This is a genomic window from Zwartia vadi (assembly GCF_030410375.1).
In the GTDB taxonomy this organism is placed as follows: domain Bacteria; phylum Pseudomonadota; class Gammaproteobacteria; order Burkholderiales; family Burkholderiaceae_B; genus Zwartia; species Zwartia vadi.
In genome coordinates this window covers 34,048-49,199 of record NZ_JAUHHE010000016.1, presented here as the reverse complement: position 1 = coordinate 49,199, position 15,152 = coordinate 34,048, and the positions used below count along the sequence as shown (strand labels likewise).

13 protein-coding genes are annotated in these 15,152 nt (G+C 52.4%); 7 read left to right on the top strand and 6 right to left on the bottom strand.

Annotation, left to right across the window (positions count from 1 at the left end; translation table 11 throughout):
- Position 1 precedes the first annotated feature (1 nt).
- Positions 2–994 carry an NAD(P)/FAD-dependent oxidoreductase gene (locus QWY27_RS13415; RefSeq protein WP_290198902.1) on the bottom strand — a complete coding sequence of 331 codons (993 nt, stop codon included), beginning with the start codon at positions 992–994 and terminating at the stop codon, positions 2–4.
- A gap of 171 nt (positions 995–1,165) precedes the next feature.
- Here QWY27_RS13415 and QWY27_RS13410 point away from each other — a divergent pair, with 171 nt between their 5' ends.
- Genes QWY27_RS13410 through QWY27_RS13395 form a run of 4 tightly spaced genes read left to right on the top strand, consistent with a single transcriptional unit; the run spans position 1,166 to position 7,369 of the window.
- A complete protein-coding gene (locus QWY27_RS13410; protein WP_290198901.1) occupies positions 1,166–2,131 on the top strand; it encodes a Bug family tripartite tricarboxylate transporter substrate binding protein in 966 nt (321 codons plus the stop codon).
- A 1-nt stretch (position 2,132) separates the two neighbouring features.
- A complete protein-coding gene (locus QWY27_RS13405; RefSeq protein WP_353958778.1) occupies positions 2,133–3,257 on the top strand; it encodes an alpha/beta fold hydrolase in 1,125 nt (374 codons plus the stop codon).
- Positions 3,258–3,317: 60 nt separating this feature from the next.
- The gene (gene aspA, locus QWY27_RS13400; RefSeq protein WP_290198899.1) at positions 3,318–4,745 is read left to right on the top strand and encodes an aspartate ammonia-lyase; all 1,428 of its coding nucleotides are present in this window, start codon (positions 3,318–3,320) and stop codon (positions 4,743–4,745) included.
- A gap of 35 nt (positions 4,746–4,780) precedes the next feature.
- Positions 4,781–7,369, top strand: coding sequence for a cation-translocating P-type ATPase (locus QWY27_RS13395; protein ID WP_290198897.1), 2,589 nt, complete (start codon positions 4,781–4,783; stop codon positions 7,367–7,369).
- Positions 7,370–7,404: 35 nt separating this feature from the next.
- Here the strand turns inward: QWY27_RS13395 and QWY27_RS13390 are convergent, their stop codons facing one another.
- Together QWY27_RS13390 and queE are read right to left on the bottom strand one after the other, a co-directional pair.
- Positions 7,405–7,821: a 6-pyruvoyl trahydropterin synthase family protein gene (locus QWY27_RS13390; RefSeq protein WP_290198896.1), complete on the bottom strand. Its 417-nt coding sequence runs from the start codon at positions 7,819–7,821 to the stop codon at positions 7,405–7,407.
- Positions 7,821–8,453 (bottom strand): 7-carboxy-7-deazaguanine synthase, encoded by a 633-nt coding sequence (gene queE / locus QWY27_RS13385; protein WP_290198894.1) that lies wholly within the window; start codon positions 8,451–8,453, stop codon positions 7,821–7,823. The genes QWY27_RS13390 and queE overlap by 1 nt, the downstream gene beginning before the upstream one ends.
- Before the next feature lie 156 nt (positions 8,454–8,609).
- Here queE and arsB point away from each other — a divergent pair, with 156 nt between their 5' ends.
- The gene (gene arsB / locus QWY27_RS13380) at positions 8,610–9,644 is read left to right on the top strand and encodes an ACR3 family arsenite efflux transporter (RefSeq protein ID WP_290198920.1); all 1,035 of its coding nucleotides are present in this window, start codon (positions 8,610–8,612) and stop codon (positions 9,642–9,644) included.
- Here arsB and QWY27_RS13375 read toward each other — a convergent pair.
- Positions 9,576–10,481, bottom strand: a complete 906-nt coding sequence (locus QWY27_RS13375) for a DMT family transporter (RefSeq protein WP_290198892.1) — start codon at positions 10,479–10,481, stop codon at positions 9,576–9,578. The two genes, arsB and QWY27_RS13375, sit on opposite strands and share 69 nt — an antisense overlap.
- Before the next feature lie 92 nt (positions 10,482–10,573).
- On the opposite strand from QWY27_RS13375, the gene QWY27_RS13370 reads away from it, so the two are divergent.
- Positions 10,574–12,055: an ArnT family glycosyltransferase gene (locus QWY27_RS13370; protein WP_290198891.1), complete on the top strand. Its 1,482-nt coding sequence runs from the start codon at positions 10,574–10,576 to the stop codon at positions 12,053–12,055.
- Here QWY27_RS13370 and arsJ read toward each other — a convergent pair.
- Together arsJ and QWY27_RS13360 are read right to left on the bottom strand one after the other, a co-directional pair.
- A complete protein-coding gene (gene arsJ, locus QWY27_RS13365; protein WP_290198889.1) occupies positions 11,994–13,220 on the bottom strand; it encodes an organoarsenical effux MFS transporter ArsJ in 1,227 nt (408 codons plus the stop codon). The genes QWY27_RS13370 and arsJ overlap by 62 nt on opposite strands.
- Positions 13,221–13,224: 4 nt before the next feature.
- A complete protein-coding gene (locus QWY27_RS13360; RefSeq protein ID WP_290198888.1) occupies positions 13,225–14,268 on the bottom strand; it encodes an ArsJ-associated glyceraldehyde-3-phosphate dehydrogenase in 1,044 nt (347 codons plus the stop codon).
- A gap of 172 nt (positions 14,269–14,440) precedes the next feature.
- Between QWY27_RS13360 and QWY27_RS13355 the strand changes: the two genes are divergently transcribed.
- On the top strand, positions 14,441–15,145 hold the full coding sequence (locus QWY27_RS13355; protein WP_290198887.1) for a type 1 glutamine amidotransferase: 705 nt from the start codon (positions 14,441–14,443) through the stop codon (positions 15,143–15,145).
- Positions 15,146–15,152 lie beyond the last annotated feature (7 nt).

The window sequence follows — 15,152 nt, the reverse complement described above, 5'->3', positions numbered from 1 at the left end:
GTCAGGTTTTGTTAGAGTGTTTGCAGATATCGAGTGCGACTGCCCGACCGCTGAGCCATGCTCCTTCAACTTTTTCCGTACTGGTCCAGTCGCCACATAATCCGAGCCGAAGCGTTTGATCGAAGACATGACCATGTTGCGTGGCGTGTCCTAGCCTTGCGAAACGCCAGAGATGCGTTTGATATGTTTCGGGTCGTATGCCTGTGAGCGCTTCAAAGCCAGCGATCAAAAGAGGTGCCGCATCTTCTTTGGAGAGGTTTTCGTGTGTCCGACTCCATTCGGTGGTTGCATGGGCGATCCACGCCTCGGCAGACGGACGCATCGGTTTGCTTGAGCTTCTGGCGATCCAGCTGAACATGCCTTGGTTGATGAAGGCTCCATCAAAATCAAGATTCATGCGCTCGCGGGCATATACCATCAAGGCCCATGTGGGAGCCATGACCGCATCCCGACAGCGGTCGTAGAGGGCGGTCGAGTGGGATAAGACAAGAGGTTCGGCTTGTTTTGACGGAATAGCCAGAACGACCGTATCGAAAGTAGCATCAATCAGGCCGTTTTCTTTAGTGTGCAGTTGCCAGCGATTGTCATGGCGAAGGAGCTGATCGATGGTGGTTGAAAACCGGATATCTAGATTTTTCGCCAATAATTTTGCTGGGGCTGTCATTGATGGGGTGCCGACGAAACGTCCGCTAGACGGCTTAATGGGTTGCCATCCATCCGCCTCGAAGCTTGTGATTTGAGCCTCCCAGAGTGCGGCGGCACCGGCTGTTTGCCAGGTTTCGACCTGACGCTGAAAGGCGGAGTCAGATGCAGTGAAGTATTGAGCGCCGTGATCGCAAGCCCATTGCTCATAGCTGCGCGTGCTCATTCTTCCTCCAACGCCTCGACTCTTTTCAAAGAGCTGGACATGATGTCCTTGACTGATGAGTACTTGGGCGCAGCTCAAGCCCGCCATGCCTGCGCCAATGATGGCAATCGTGCGCGACTGAGACATAAGGTGTGGTGTTTCCGAAAAAGTGGAGGGGAATTGGGTCCTTATTTTAGGGGTTTCACTCATTTGTGCAGCCCTGGCTCAGGATTTTTCAGGGGATAACCCTCGTAGACAACCTGAATGCGGCGGTTTATCAATGAGAATGGTGATTTTCTGAACCCAAATGAGGAAAAAATGAAAAAACTTCTTAAGTCGTTAGTACTGGGAGCCTGTATGTTGGGAATGAGCGTTGGCGCCTTGGCGCAAAGCTATCCAAACAAACCCATTCGCATGATTGTGCCCTTTCCTCCTGCCGGCGCGGCCGACCAGACTGCGCGTATTGTGATGAAGGCTTTATCTGAGAGTCTTGGCCAGCCCATCATTATTGACAATAAGGCTGGAGCGGACGGTGCAATTGCCGGATTGGCTGCGATGAATGCGCCAGCGGATGGTTACACCTTGTTGTTCGCGACGACTACGGGCTTGAACGGCGCGCCAACGATGCGAAAAGTGCCGCCTTACGACCCCTTGACTGCCTTTACACCTATTTCTTTGGTTGGGAAATTTGGATTTTTCATGTTTGTGAATGCAGATGTTCCTGCAAAAAACATGAAAGAGCTGATTGCTTATGCTCAAGCCAATCCTGGAAAACTGAACTACGGTAGCGGTAATGGCACCAGTATTTTGACGACTGCTCAATTCGCTCAGGAGTCCAAGCTCAATATGGTGCATGTCCCCTACAAAGGTGATGCGCCTGCGACAGCCGATCTCATCGCTGGACGGATTCAGGTGCTGCTTGCAACTCCCGGTAACGCGCTGCAGATGGTGCAGGAAGGACGTTTACGGGTGCTGATGGCTTTGTTGCCCAGCCGCAGTCCTTTGGTGCCTGATGTACCTACCGCAGATGAGCTGGGCATCAAGGGTATGACGATTGTTCCTTGGGCTGGATTGTTTGGACCGGCTGGCTTGCCCAAAGACGTTGTGGATCGTGTGGCCAAGGCTATGAAAGAGGTCGCAGAGCGCAAGGATGTGCGTGACCAGCTCGGAAAGATTGCGTTCGAATTGCAAAGTTCAACACCCAAAGAAATGGGAGATTTCAACAAGTCGCAACTTGAAATCTGGAAAAAAACAGCTGATGCGATCAATCTAGAACGTAATTAATATGTTTGAAGCGGGCATACGTTCCAGGTTGATCCACGATGTCAACGGCATCACCCTTCACATTTTGGAGTCTGGTTACGATGTGCCCGGACGTCCTTTGGTCGTGCTGTTGCATGGGTTTCCTGAACTTGCCTACAGTTGGCGCAAAGTCTTGCTGCCGCTTGCTGCTCAGGGCTATCACGTTGTAGCGCCAGATGTACGCGGCTACGGGCGAAGCGGTGGCGCGGGGGTCTCATATCACGACGATTTGCGACCCTTTAGCACGCTCAACAAGGCGCATGATGTGTTGGCTCTGGTTGCAGCGCTAGGTTATCGTGAGGTCGCCGCAGTGGTTGGTCATGATCAAGGTTCACCTCTGGCGGGGTGGTGTGCCTTGATGCGGCCGGACGTATTCCGTTCGGTCGTCATGATGAGCTCGCCTTTTCGAGGCGGACCTGTTGCCTTGCCATTCAATACGGCGAACGAGGTCGTCAAGCCGGAGCCACCGAGCCGTATTGACGAGGAGCTTAAACTCCTGAATCCACCCAGAAAATATTACATGCGTTACTACGCTACTGAGCCCGCAAATGAAAACATGTGGCATGCCAAACAGGGTTTGCATGATTTTTTGCGTGCCTATTATCATGTTAAAAGTGCGGACTGGGCCCCTAACAACCCTTTTAGGTTGAAAGGGCTCACGGCAAGCGAGTGGGAAAAACTGCCTCGCTATTACGTCATGGATCTTGACAAGGGCATGGCTGAAACTGTTGAGCCGGACATGCCGTCGCCCCAGCAGATCGCAGCTTGCACATGGCTCACGGAGGTGGAACTCGGCTTTTATGTCGAGGAGTATGCGCGCACGGGATTTCAAGGTGGTTTGCAAGGTTATCGCGTCAATCCGGGCGATAAAGATCTCGCTGTGTTTGCAGGTAAAACAATTGATGTGCCCGCCATGTTTATCGGTGGTCAGCATGATTGGGGTGTCTATCAAACTCCTGGCGGACTCGAGCGTGTGGAAGGCGCGCTGACAAAAAGGTATCAAGGAACATTTCTAGTGGAAGGCGCAGGCCACTGGGTGCAGCAAGAGCAGCCTGAAAAAGTCTGTCACTTACTGTTGCAATTTCTTGAGAGAAATGCAAACGACTGAGGTAGCATAGTGACATAGCGGGCGTACTCGCTCGCATGATCGCTTTGCGGAGAGCCTCTTATGAGCATAACAAGCATTGATTCCAATGATACCCGTGTCGAACACGACTTGCTCGGGAACCGGAATGTTCCTTTCCATGCCTATTACGGGGTGCACACGCTTCGCGCGATAGAAAATTTTCCAATTACGGGCTTGCCTATTTCGCAATATCCGGATCTGGTTCGTGCGCTTGCAGAGATCAAAATTGCCGCGGCAAAAACCAATCATGAACTCGGCATGCTGGAGGCATCGAAATGCAAGGTGATTGTCGCTGCAGCAGAGGAAATTCTCCAAGGTAATCTTCATGAGCAGTTCGTTGTTGATTTGATCCAGGGCGGGGCTGGCACATCGACCAATATGAATGCCAACGAGGTGATTGCAAATCGCGCGCTTGAGTTGATGGGACACAAGCGTGGTCAGTATGAGTTTTTGCACCCCAATGAAGATGTCAATATGAGTCAGTCGACCAACGATGTCTATCCGACTTCGCTCAAACTGGCCACCTATCGGGGTTGTCAGAGGCTTTTAACCAGAATGATCAGTTTGCAAGAGGCGTTTGAACTTAAGGCGGTCGAGTTCAAGGACATCATCAAAGTCGGGCGGACGCAATTGCAGGATGCTGTTCCGATGACCCTGGGTCAGGAGTTTCGCACCTATGCGGTGATGTTGGGGGAGGATGTCTTACGTTTGCGTGAAGCATTGCCATTGATATGCGAGATCAATTTAGGTGCAACCGCAATCGGAACTGGCATCAATACGCATCCTGATTACGCGCGTACAGTGCGTCAGCATCTCGTGTCAGTCACGGGTTTGCCATTAGAGACAGCTCCAAATTTGATTGAAGCCACACAAGATTGTGGTGCGTTTGTTCAGCTCTCGGGTGTTCTTAAGCGAATCGCAGTGAAAATTTCCAAGATTTGCCATGATCTGAGGCTGCTTTCCAGCGGTCCGCGTGCCGGAATCGGTGAAATCAATTTACCTGCCGTACAAGCCGGTTCCAGTATCATGCCAGGCAAGGTCAATCCTGTCATCCCTGAGGTCGTGAATCAAGTCGCCTATGAAGTCATCGGCAACGATGTCACGATTAGCTTCGCCGCTGAGGCCGGACAGTTGCAACTGAATGCTTTTGAACCTGTCATCGCATATTCAATGTTTCGAAGCGTGACGCATTTAACAAATGCTTTCAGCACCTTGGAAAATAAATGTGTGAGAGGGATTACCGCCAATGAGTCTCGAATCAAAGAACTGCTTGATCGATCGATTGTTCTGGTAACGGCACTGAATCCCTACATCGGCTATCAACATGCCACCGAGGTCGCTCAAGAGGCACTCGTCACAGGCCGCAGGGTATATGACATCGTGCTGGCGCGCGGACTGTTGACTGCAGAAAAACTCGACGAGATTTTAAAGCCCGAGTCGATGACCATGCCTAGACTACCTGTGAGATAGACCATTCAACGCTTTATCCATTGGCGCGCATCATCATGAATAGTCGTTCCAAGCACGCTGTTGACAATTCAGAAGGTTCTTCCGCGGGAACGCAACATGTTGGATTGACTTCGACTCAAGCAGCAGAGCGTATTAAGCGCGATGGTCAAAATATTTTACCTGGTAGCGTTCCGATCCGAACGATCAGACTTGTTTTTGAAGTGCTCACCGAGCCCATGTTCTTGATGCTGCTTGCGGCCGGAGGGTTGTATCTTGTCCTTGGTGATCGCGGTGAAGCGATATTCCTGTTGAGCGTTGTGTTTGTCATTATCGGAATGACGCTGTTTCAACATAGTCGAACGCAACGTCAGCTTGAGGCGTTGCGAGAGCTCTCTGCCCCGCGCGCATTGGTGATTAGAGATGGTGTCGAGAAACGTATTGCCGGAGTGGATGTGGTCCTGGATGACTTGCTCATCTTACGAGAAGGCGATCGTATTCCTGCAGATGCAAACCTCATCGAGGGGAGTCTGGAGGTGGATGAGTCCTTGCTCACCGGTGAATCGGTTGTGGTGACCAAACACTCGCAAAATAATAAAGATTCGGCGGATAGTCAGCTTTACGCCAGCACCTTGGTGACAAAAGGGGCTGGCGTGGCTCGAGTCTTCGCCGTCGCAGAAGATACCGCGGTTGGAAAGATTAGTACTGATTTGGCGCAAACGAAAGAGTTGCCCTCGGTTTTACAACGTCGCGCACGTAAGCTGATTCGATGGGTGGGTGCTCTGGCGGTTTTGTTGGCTCTGGTTTTAATTGCCTTGAATGTTTGGTGGAATCAGGTTCCTTTGTTGCCCGGTATTTTGTCAGGCATCGCTTTTGCCATGGCAATTTTGCCGGAGGAGATCCCTGTTGTATTGACTGTTTTTCTTGCGTTGGGGGCGTGGCGGCTTGCTCAGAAAAAAGTGTTAACCAGACGCGTCTCTGCAGTGGAAGGTTTGGGTGGCATTACTGTTCTCGCCGTAGACAAAACTGGCACGCTCACCATGAATCGCATGACGGTTGCGCGAGTGGCTGGAGATGTCAGGCAGGTAATATCCTGCGCTCTTTTTGCGAGCCCGCCCGGCTCAGTGGATCCGATGGAGCGCGCGTTGAAAATGCATTGGGATCAAATGCATGATTCAGAGGATATGAAATCTGGCTATTGGAAAAATATCGCTCAATCAGCGGTCCATCAATACGAGTTGTCGGCAGATTTACTCGCAATGACGCGTGTGTATAAAGAAGAGGGGTCGCAGCAATATCTGTTGGCCACCAAAGGTGCTCCCGAGGCTGTCATTGATCTCTGTCACTTGTCGCCGGATGAGAAAGCGGACGCGCAGACGCGTTTGGCAGAAATGGCCTCGCAAGGCCTGCGAGTGCTGGGTGTTGCGCGTGCACGTTGGCAAGGACCTGTTGATCAACTTGATATCGACTCACCCGCTTGGCCGAAGAGTCAACGAGACTTTACCTATGAATATCTTGGCTTGGTCGGTTTCGAAGACCCCCCTCGAGCCGAAGTACCCGAGGCGCTCATGCGCTGTAAGCAGGCCGGGGTGCGAGTCATTATGATGACTGGGGATCATCTTGCAACGGCGATTGCGATTGCGCGCAAGATCGGTTTGTCTGACAGGCCTGATAGTTTGACCGGGCCTGAGCTCGATCGAATGAGCGATGAGGAACTTGGCTTGCGATTAAAAGAGGTCAATCTATGTGCCCGCCTCAAGCCTACTCAAAAGCTCAGGCTCGTGAGGTTGTTGCAAGCCTCGGGCGAGGTGGTGGGCATGACGGGTGATGGCGTGAATGATGCACCTGCTTTGAAGGCGGCAGATGTCGGCGTGGCGATGGGTGAGCGTGGAACAGATGTGGCGCGCGAATCCGCTGCGCTCGTTTTGCTTGACGATAGTTTTGCGAGCATCGTTGCCGCAATCGAACAGGGCAGAAGGATAGATGACAATATTCGCAAAGCGACTGGATTTATTTTTTCTGTTCATATGCCAATCATCGCGTTGGCACTGATTCCGCCAATCATGCATTGGCCCATGCTATTAATGCCTGCGCATATTGTCTTGCTGGAGTTGCTGATCGATCCTGCTTGTACACTTGTGTTTGAGTCCGAGCCAGAAGAGGGCGATTTGATGGCCCGCCCTCCGCGTGAGATGAGTGACTCGCCATTTTCCCTCGCCTCAGTGTTTCCGCCAATATTGCAGGGTCTGGGTGTGGCCGTCGCACTTGTCTCAACCTATGCCTGGTTCGTTTCAATAGGCTGGGGACAAGAGGTCATGAGGACAATAGTCATGTCCGGCTTATTGGTGAGTGTGCTGCTGCTGATCCTCGCGAATCGCGATCATGCACGTTCTTTATTTGTAGGATTTTCAATTCCTAATCGCTGGTTGAAACGCCTCACCATCGCACTCATGTTCATCATGGCAGCGGTATTTTTCATTCCCTGGGTGCGTGAGGCGCTCAGGGTTGCTCCCTTGAGTCTCAAAGAGATTGGGGTGATTTTAGGTATCTTGATGACTTGCGCCCTATGGCTTGAGGTGGTGCGTGTACTGTCTTTCAGATCGCACACAAGCGTCAGAACGTCCTTCGTGAACTCGGCGAAACAGTGAGTCAGGACTAAAGAACTACAGAGCTTGAGATCTACTTAGTTAGACTTTTCTCTGAGAACACACCGATCACCGCTGGCCTTGCGTTCAACCATCACGGCAGATAGCTGTGGCAAGCTTGGTTTAAGCTGTTTTCTGATAAAGCCACAGAGATTTTCAAGTGTTGCGGGACCAAGATTTTCAACTTCGTCCAGAAAGCGATGATCCAACATCTCGCGGACACGGGCGACTTCCTGTCGCAGGTAACCAAGATCCACCAGCATGCCTGTCTTGGCATCCGCATAGCCGGACACGGTCACTTCAGCTTCGTAGGTGTGTCCATGGATCCGTAAACTTCCTTCGGTTTCGATACTGCGTCTGAGCGTATGCGCAGCTTCGAAATAAAACCGTTGTGAGAGCTCGCACCAAGGTGTTTCGCCGGCTTGGTTTGTGTCTTGTGAAGGGGGCGCGCGCATCAACGAATCTCTAAGACTTTATGTGTTTGAACCGAGAGTCGCCACATGGGATGACTCTGACAGTAGGCGATCGCGGCGCGAGTGTTGGCCAGTCTGTCAGGTCCATCCATCGCCTGGAGCAAATAGTGTTCGAACTGGCTGGGACCCAAGGCATCCGGCATGAGGGCGGGTTGGGGATAAACAAGCTTGAGTTCGTGTCCCGTGCGTTGGACCCATGCTGCGCCCGCCTTGGGGCTGACGCAAATCCAGTCAATGCCCTCGGGCGCCTCGATCGTGCCATTTGTTTCCACTGCTATTTCAAACCCCTTGGCATGTAGAGCCTGAATCAAATCTGGATCGACTTGAAGAAGGGGTTCGCCACCTGTCAGAACAACGTAACGGTGTGCATACCCGTTGGGCCACAGCGCGGCGATTTGTGCAGCGAGAGCCTCAGCGTCTGGAAACTTGCCTCCGAGCGTGCCATCCGTGCCAACAAAATCTGTGTCGCAAAACTGACAGATCGCGCTTGCGCGATCCTCTTCGCGTCCGGTCCACAGGTTGCATCCGGCAAAACGACAAAAAACCGCCGGCCGGCCGGCCCGCAGTCCTTCGCCTTGCAGCGTGTAAAAAATTTCTTTGACGCTATAGGTCATTGATTTCAAAGCTTAATTAAAGTCCAATCTTGCTATTGTAATCGCTGTGCCCTTGCCGCAAGGGGATTCGGTCTTTTTAAAGTAAGCTCACCGTACGCGTGATTGACGTCCGTTTCGGCTCTCCCGGGGGCCTGTCTGTCTGAAAGAGGCTATGTTGTGGGCTTGTTTGAACGTTTTTTGACTGTTTGGGTGGGGTTGGGCATTTTGGCAGGGGTCGGGCTCGGGTTGCTGAGCCCAGAGGCTTTTGCTTTGATTGCGAGGCTCGAGTTTGCGCATGTCAATCTCGTTGTGGCGGTGCTGATCTGGGTCATGATTTACCCGATGATGATTCAAATCGACTGGTCCTCGATCAAACAAGTCGGCACACGTCCGCGGGGTTTGTTTTTGACGCTTGTGATTAATTGGCTGATCAAGCCTTTCACGATGGCCGCACTCGGGATCTTATTCTTTGAATATATTTTTGCCCCTTGGGTGGATCCGCAGACGGCGAGCCAATATATTGCAGGCATGATTTTGTTGGGCGTGGCACCTTGCACAGCGATGGTGTTTGTCTGGAGCCAGCTTGTCAAAGGTGATGCCAATTACACTCTGGTCCAAGTCTCCATCAATGATCTGGTCATGGTGTTTGCCTTTGCCCCAATCGCGGCTTTTTTGTTGGGCGTGACCGATCTGATCGTTCCCTGGGAAACACTGTTGCTCTCGACCATTTTGTATGTGGTGTTGCCGCTCATCGCGGGGGTGTTGACGCGGGAATGGTTGTTGCGTCGATCGTCGACTGCTGTCGCTTCATTTGTCTCAGCGCTCAAACCCTGGTCCATTGTGGGCTTGATCGCAACCGTGGTGTTGCTATTTGGCTTTCAGGCACGCACAATCGTTGAGCAGCCACTGGTCATCGGCATGATTGCCATTCCCCTTATTTTGCAGACTTACGGGATTTTTGTCATTGGCTGGTTCGGGGCACGTTGGTTGAAGCTTCCAAGAGATATCGCGGGTCCGGCATGTTTGATCGGAACCTCCAACTTTTTCGAGTTGGCGGTTGCAGTAGCCATTTCACTTTTTGGGTTGAATTCAGGTGCTGCGTTGGCGACAGTGGTGGGGGTGCTCGTTGAGGTACCCGTGATGCTATCGCTTGTCTGGCTGGTGAATCGTGCCGCGCTGAGCGATGCTGCGCCCCAGGAGACCATTGGCTAGCGCCAAACCGGTAAATATCAGCAACACACCCGAAAGGGTGCGTAAGGTGAAATTCTCGTCTAGAAGCGTCCAGCCCCAGAACAGTCCGACGACCGGTACTAAATAGGAGACGGTCATCGCCCGGGCTGGACCGATATGCTGAATTAGCCTGTAATACAACACATAAGCGATTGCTGAGCAGAACACCGCAAGTACGAGGGCAGCCATCCATGCCGTCGTGCTGACTGGCTCATCCGGCCACCAGTACCAGGCCAATGGTAAGAGCAATACCCCACTCGTCAAAGAGGAGCCCGTTGCGTTCACAAACGGACTAAACGAGGAAAGGTATTTTTTGGCATAACACGCAGATAAGCCGTAGCAAATCGGACCGCAGACCGCAGCGATCAAAGCAAGTGTAGAGTCACTCAGTGCAAGCTCGATACGATCCCACACGAGAAAGGTGATGCCCAATAGTCCGATTAATAGGCCTAAAGCGCTTGTGATGGTCAGGCGCATGCCTAGCCACAGCCAGGCAACAAGTGCGCCCCAAAGAGGGGTGACGGCGTTGATGACCGAGATGGTTCCGGATGGAATGTGCAGTGCGGCATAGGCAGAGAGAAGGTAAGGAAAGCTCGAATCCAGAAGACCCAGCGGGACAAAATTTTTCCAATGCTTCAGGAGAATCCAGACCTCGCCACGAAACGCCAGAATGAAAAACAGTACTAGACCTGCCAGCATTGTTCTCAAAAATATTAGCGCAGCGGGCCCGAACTCGACCACGCCGACTTGAATCAGGAGAAAAGAGCTCCCCCAAAAAAAGGAAAGCAAGAGAAGCTCAAAAATACTGTGAGGACGCATGCGACATAGTATCCGCTTAAAATGCTCTAAATCCTCCAAACACCACAGAGCATTGTGGTTTCGTCAGATCTGATGTTTTTCCCTTTTTGGCTATGACATATCGAAATTTTTTGTGGTTCATTGTTGCGGCGGCATGTGTGCGACTGGCGTTGCTTGGCTTTTCGCCTCTCATGGATACGACCGAGGCGCGCTATGGCGAGATTTCGCGCATCATGGTTGAGCTCAATGACTGGGTCACACCTTGGTTTACTTACGATGTGCCATTTTGGGGCAAGCCGCCTCTGGCGTTCTGGATGTCGGCCATTAGCTTCAAGATCTTCGGCATCAATGAGTTCGCCGCGCGTTTTCCCCACTGGCTGGCGGGCATGGTGGTGCTCTGGATTCTCTGGGGGATGCGACCGCGTAGCGGCCCAACGGGTGCCACCTATGCGGTTGCGCTGTTGCTTGGCTCAGTGATGTTCTTTGTCGCCTCGGGCATGGTGATGATGGACATGGCCTTGGTGATTGGTACGACATTGGCGATGCGCGGCTTCTGGAACGGTTTGCATGGCGATCTCTCCAGACGCGGCTCTGAAAGATGGTTGCTTTTTATTGGTTTGGGGATCGCCTTGCTGGCCAAGGGCCCTGTTGGGGTGGTGCTCACCGGGCTACCATGCGGAATTTGGGCCTTGGTATCTGGTAATTTGCGTACGATCTGGCGCGACTTGCCTTGGGTAAGAGGTTTCTTGGTCACCTTGGCCATTGCTTTACCCTGGTATGTGATTGCCGAGTTACGTTCGCCTGGCTTTCTGAATTATTTCATCGTTGGCGAGCATTTTTACCGCTTTGTGAAGCCCGGATGGGAGGGTGACCTGTACGGCACAGCCCATAACTATCCCTATGGCACGATTTGGTTATTCATGATGGCCGATGTGTTGCCCTGGACAATTCTGTTCCCTATTTTGGCTTGGCAAACACGGGGTGCCCGCGCCGAGGTCACGCACACAACGCCCGTCGATGACGCGACCCCTGCATCCTGGCGTAATTATTTGCTTCTTTGGGCTTTCATGCCTGCTGTCTTTTTCACCATGGCGGGCAACATTATTTGGCCCTATGTGATGCCAGGATTGCCCGCCTTGGCTCTATTGACTGGTGGCTGGCTCACCACCCGTGCGAATCAATCCCTTGTGCGCACGAATCTCGCGTTGGGTCTGTCGATCACAATGCTGTTGGCGGTGGGTTTCAATGTCAGCATGCCGTTTACTGGACGCAGCAATGATCTCGCAGCCAAGACTCTGATCCAGGACTACCGATCCCGGCAGCCTCAAGGTTTGCCCTTGATCTATCTGGGACATCGTCCGTTTTCCGCTGCCTTTTACAGCCAGGGCACTGCACAGATCGAAAAAACACCTGAGGGTCTGCTGAAGAGACTGGAAACGACGCCGGCTTATGTGGCCATCCGCACATCTGATCTTGACTACATGCCGAAACCGCTTTTAGAAAGGCTAGAGCGTTTGGGCAAGCATGGTTACTTTACGTTGTTTTTGAATCAGCACGCGCAAGCGGCAGCGCCAACGTTACCAGCCAGCAAATGATCAACATGAGTGCCGAGCCAGCGAGCGCATACAGCAGGCCGCCCCATTGATAGAGTAAACCTGATAGCAGGGTGCCTATAAAGCGCCCCAAGGCGTTGGCGGCATAGTAAAAGCCAACGTCCTCGGCGGCTTTTTCTGAGCCTGCGTAAGCCAGAATCAAATACGAGTGGACAGAGGAGTTCACTGCAAAGGCAAAGCCAAACACCCCTAAGCCTGCGACCACGATCCATTCCAAGTGGCTGACATCCAGCCAAACCAGCATGCAAAGTGCGACGGTGACACCCACAAGGATCGCAGACCAGAGTCGCGCGGCGGGGACTTCCTGACTCAAACCATCGTCGCTGCGACGGACCAAGGAAGGTGCAATGGCCTGTACAAAGCCATAACCAATTGTCCAGGCTGCAAGAAAACCACCCACCATCGTGAAGGTCCAGCCCGATGCATAGAGAAACACCGGAACGCCCACGACAAACCATACGTCGCGAGCTCCGAAAAGAACAACACGGGCGGCAGCCAATAGATTGATGCCCCGATTTTTCGCAAAAAGCTCTTTGGCAGATTTTGAAGCTTTACTTTTACCCATCATGGGGGGCAGTGCGGTCACGACACCCAAAAGTATCAGTGCCAAGAGTCCAGCCATCACCCACAACGCACCTTGGAAGCCAAGCTGATCCAATAGGAGTCCGCCCAAAAAGAAGCCGACCCCTTTCATGGCGTTTTTACTGCCAGTGAACCACGCCACCCACTTGAATAATTGACCGGAGGCTTGTCCCGCTGTGATCTTGATGGCGGACTTGCTTGCGGTCTTGGTGAGGTCTTTGGCCACTCCGCAAACCCCCTGAGCCAATACGACCCAAGCGACCGACATCGTAGCCGTCCAAGCTGGCGACAGGGCTGAAAGCAATAAAAACCCTGCGATTTGAGTGATCAGACCCACCATCAGCATTCGTGAAATACCAAATCGTGTGGCGAGCCAGCCGCCGAGCAGGTTAGCAACAACCCCCGCGGCTTCGTACAGCAAAAACAGAAATGCAAGCGTGAAGGGCGAATAACCAAGCCGATAAAAATGAAGTAGAACCAACATACGCAACGCGCCATCGGTGAGTGTGAACCCCCAATAGGCGGAGGTTACGATGGCGTAATTGCGGGCGGCATGTGTAGACATCGACTTAAATACCTCGTGCTCGCATGTGGCAAGCAAGATCGATCATCCGGCAGGCATAACCCATTTCATTGTCATACCAAGCGTAGACTTTCAGCAAGGTGCCGTCCGTTACCATTGTTGAGGGTGCATCAATAATAGAGCTGCGCGTATCTCCTGCAAAATCGGCACTGACCAGAGGGCGTGTTTCAACGCCCAAAATGCCCGCTAGAGCACCTGTTGCAGCTTTGATGAACAGATTATTGACCTCTTCGACGCTTGTTTCGCGCTTGAGTTCAAACACGCAATCCGTCAGGGAGGCGTTCAGGACGGGAGCGCGGACTGCGTGACCGTTCAGCTTGCCCTTTAGATCGGGATAGATCAGAGTAATGGCCGTGGCGCTGCCTGTGGTGGTCGGGGCCAGGCTTTGCATGGCGCTGCGCGCACGACGCAGGTCTTTGTGCGGTGCATCCACGACAAGATTGGTATTGGTGGGGTCATGAATAGTCGTAATCTGACCGTGACGAATGCCAATGCTTTCATGGATTACTTTGACAACGGGTGCCAGACAGTTTGTCGTGCAGGACGCAGCCGTCACGATTTTGTTCACAGCTGGATCGTATAAGTGTTCATTAACACCCACCACGACATTGAGCACCTCCCCGACTTTGACAGGGGCGGCCACAATCACGCGCTTGGCGCCTCTATCGAAATGTCCCTGGATACTTTCTGGTGTCAGAAACTTACCCGTGCATTCCAAAACGACCTCGACACCCAGGTCGCTCCAGGGGATGTCGCCCGGGTTGGCGTGAGACGAGAATGAAACGCGGTGTTGACCTACGCGAATGGTATCGTCTGCTTCGACTTCGATCAGCTCTCTCCAGCGGCCTTGTACAGAGTCAAACGTGAGTAAGTGGGCAGTTGCAGCAATGCCACCCTTGAGTTCATTCAGGTGGACTACCTCGAGTCGGTTGCTGCGGCGTGGATCGTCGTCCGGGCGATGAGCAGCTCCAAAGGCTGCGCGCAGGGCCAGGCGCCCGATTCGACCCATTCCGTTGATTCCGACTTTCATTTTTGATTCCTCATTTGCATGTATTTAGCAATCTATTCAAATAACCGTGAATAAATTTATAAACCATGCAGATTGCAAATTCATGACAAGGCTCTGAGGGCGGGTATCAACCGCGCTATGATTCAGGCGCAGTCTTTCCATACCCGATCATAGATTTCCGGAGCACTTTGGCATGAAGCCTTTCGCCTATCTTAACAACTGGCATATCCAACAACCTGCGACTCGCTTTGATCGCGCCATTCGTAATAGCGGCTTGCCTTTGGTGGAATTCCGAACGAATGTAGGCGAGTTTCCTGAAACGACAGATTTCTCTGGCGTCTTCGTCGGTGCAAGCGTGGCGGGGGCCTACGACCAGGAAGAGTGGGTGGATCGAGCCCATGACTCGGTGCGTCAACTGGCTCATGCACAGGTGCCGATGCTGGGCTTGTGCTTTGGGAGTCAGCTGCTGGCCTCGGCCCTGATGGGGCGTGATCAAGTGTTTAAACGCGGATCACGGAATACAGGGTATTCGGAGGTTGAATTTACAGAGGCTGCCAAAAACGATCCTTTGACCAAAGACTTTCCTAAACTTGTTCGGACTTTTCATTGGCATGGAGATGAAATCAAGGCTGATCACCCCGATATGCTGATCTTGGCCCGCAATGGTGATTGTGGCAATCAGATTTGGAAATGGAAGCATGGTCCAGTTTGGGGGATTCAACCCCATCCGGAAATGGATCGCACTCAAATCTGTCAGTTTCTTGAAAAAAATCGCGATTGGTTTCTAGCCGAGGGCAAGGACGTTGATGCACTTATCGCGGGCGCTGAGGAGAACGAACAGCTCGGTGCGATCTTTGACCGGTTTATGTCGCTAGTCAAGGACTCACAAGCAAAGTAATCGAACG

Bases quoted from the DNA above. Each gene is read 5' to 3' on its own strand.
- QWY27_RS13355 (WP_290198887.1), top strand. From the start codon at position 14,441: ATGAAGCCTTTCGCCTATCTTAACAACTGGCATATCCAACAACCTGCG.
- QWY27_RS13395 (WP_290198897.1), top strand. From the start codon at position 4,781: ATGAATAGTCGTTCCAAGCACGCTGTTGACAATTCAGAAGGTTCTTCC.
- QWY27_RS13405 (WP_353958778.1), top strand. From the start codon at position 2,133: ATGTTTGAAGCGGGCATACGTTCCAGGTTGATCCACGATGTCAACGGC.
- aspA (WP_290198899.1), top strand. From the start codon at position 3,318: ATGAGCATAACAAGCATTGATTCCAATGATACCCGTGTCGAACACGAC.
- QWY27_RS13360 (WP_290198888.1), bottom strand. From the start codon at position 14,268: ATGAAAGTCGGAATCAACGGAATGGGTCGAATCGGGCGCCTGGCCCTG.
- QWY27_RS13415 (WP_290198902.1), bottom strand. From the start codon at position 994: ATGTCTCAGTCGCGCACGATTGCCATCATTGGCGCAGGCATGGCGGGC.
- queE (WP_290198894.1), bottom strand. From the start codon at position 8,453: ATGACCTATAGCGTCAAAGAAATTTTTTACACGCTGCAAGGCGAAGGA.
- QWY27_RS13370 (WP_290198891.1), top strand. From the start codon at position 10,574: ATGACATATCGAAATTTTTTGTGGTTCATTGTTGCGGCGGCATGTGTG.
- arsJ (WP_290198889.1), bottom strand. From the start codon at position 13,220: ATGTCTACACATGCCGCCCGCAATTACGCCATCGTAACCTCCGCCTAT.
- QWY27_RS13410 (WP_290198901.1), top strand. From the start codon at position 1,166: ATGAAAAAACTTCTTAAGTCGTTAGTACTGGGAGCCTGTATGTTGGGA.
- QWY27_RS13390 (WP_290198896.1), bottom strand. From the start codon at position 7,821: ATGCGCGCGCCCCCTTCACAAGACACAAACCAAGCCGGCGAAACACCT.
- QWY27_RS13375 (WP_290198892.1), bottom strand. From the start codon at position 10,481: ATGCGTCCTCACAGTATTTTTGAGCTTCTCTTGCTTTCCTTTTTTTGG.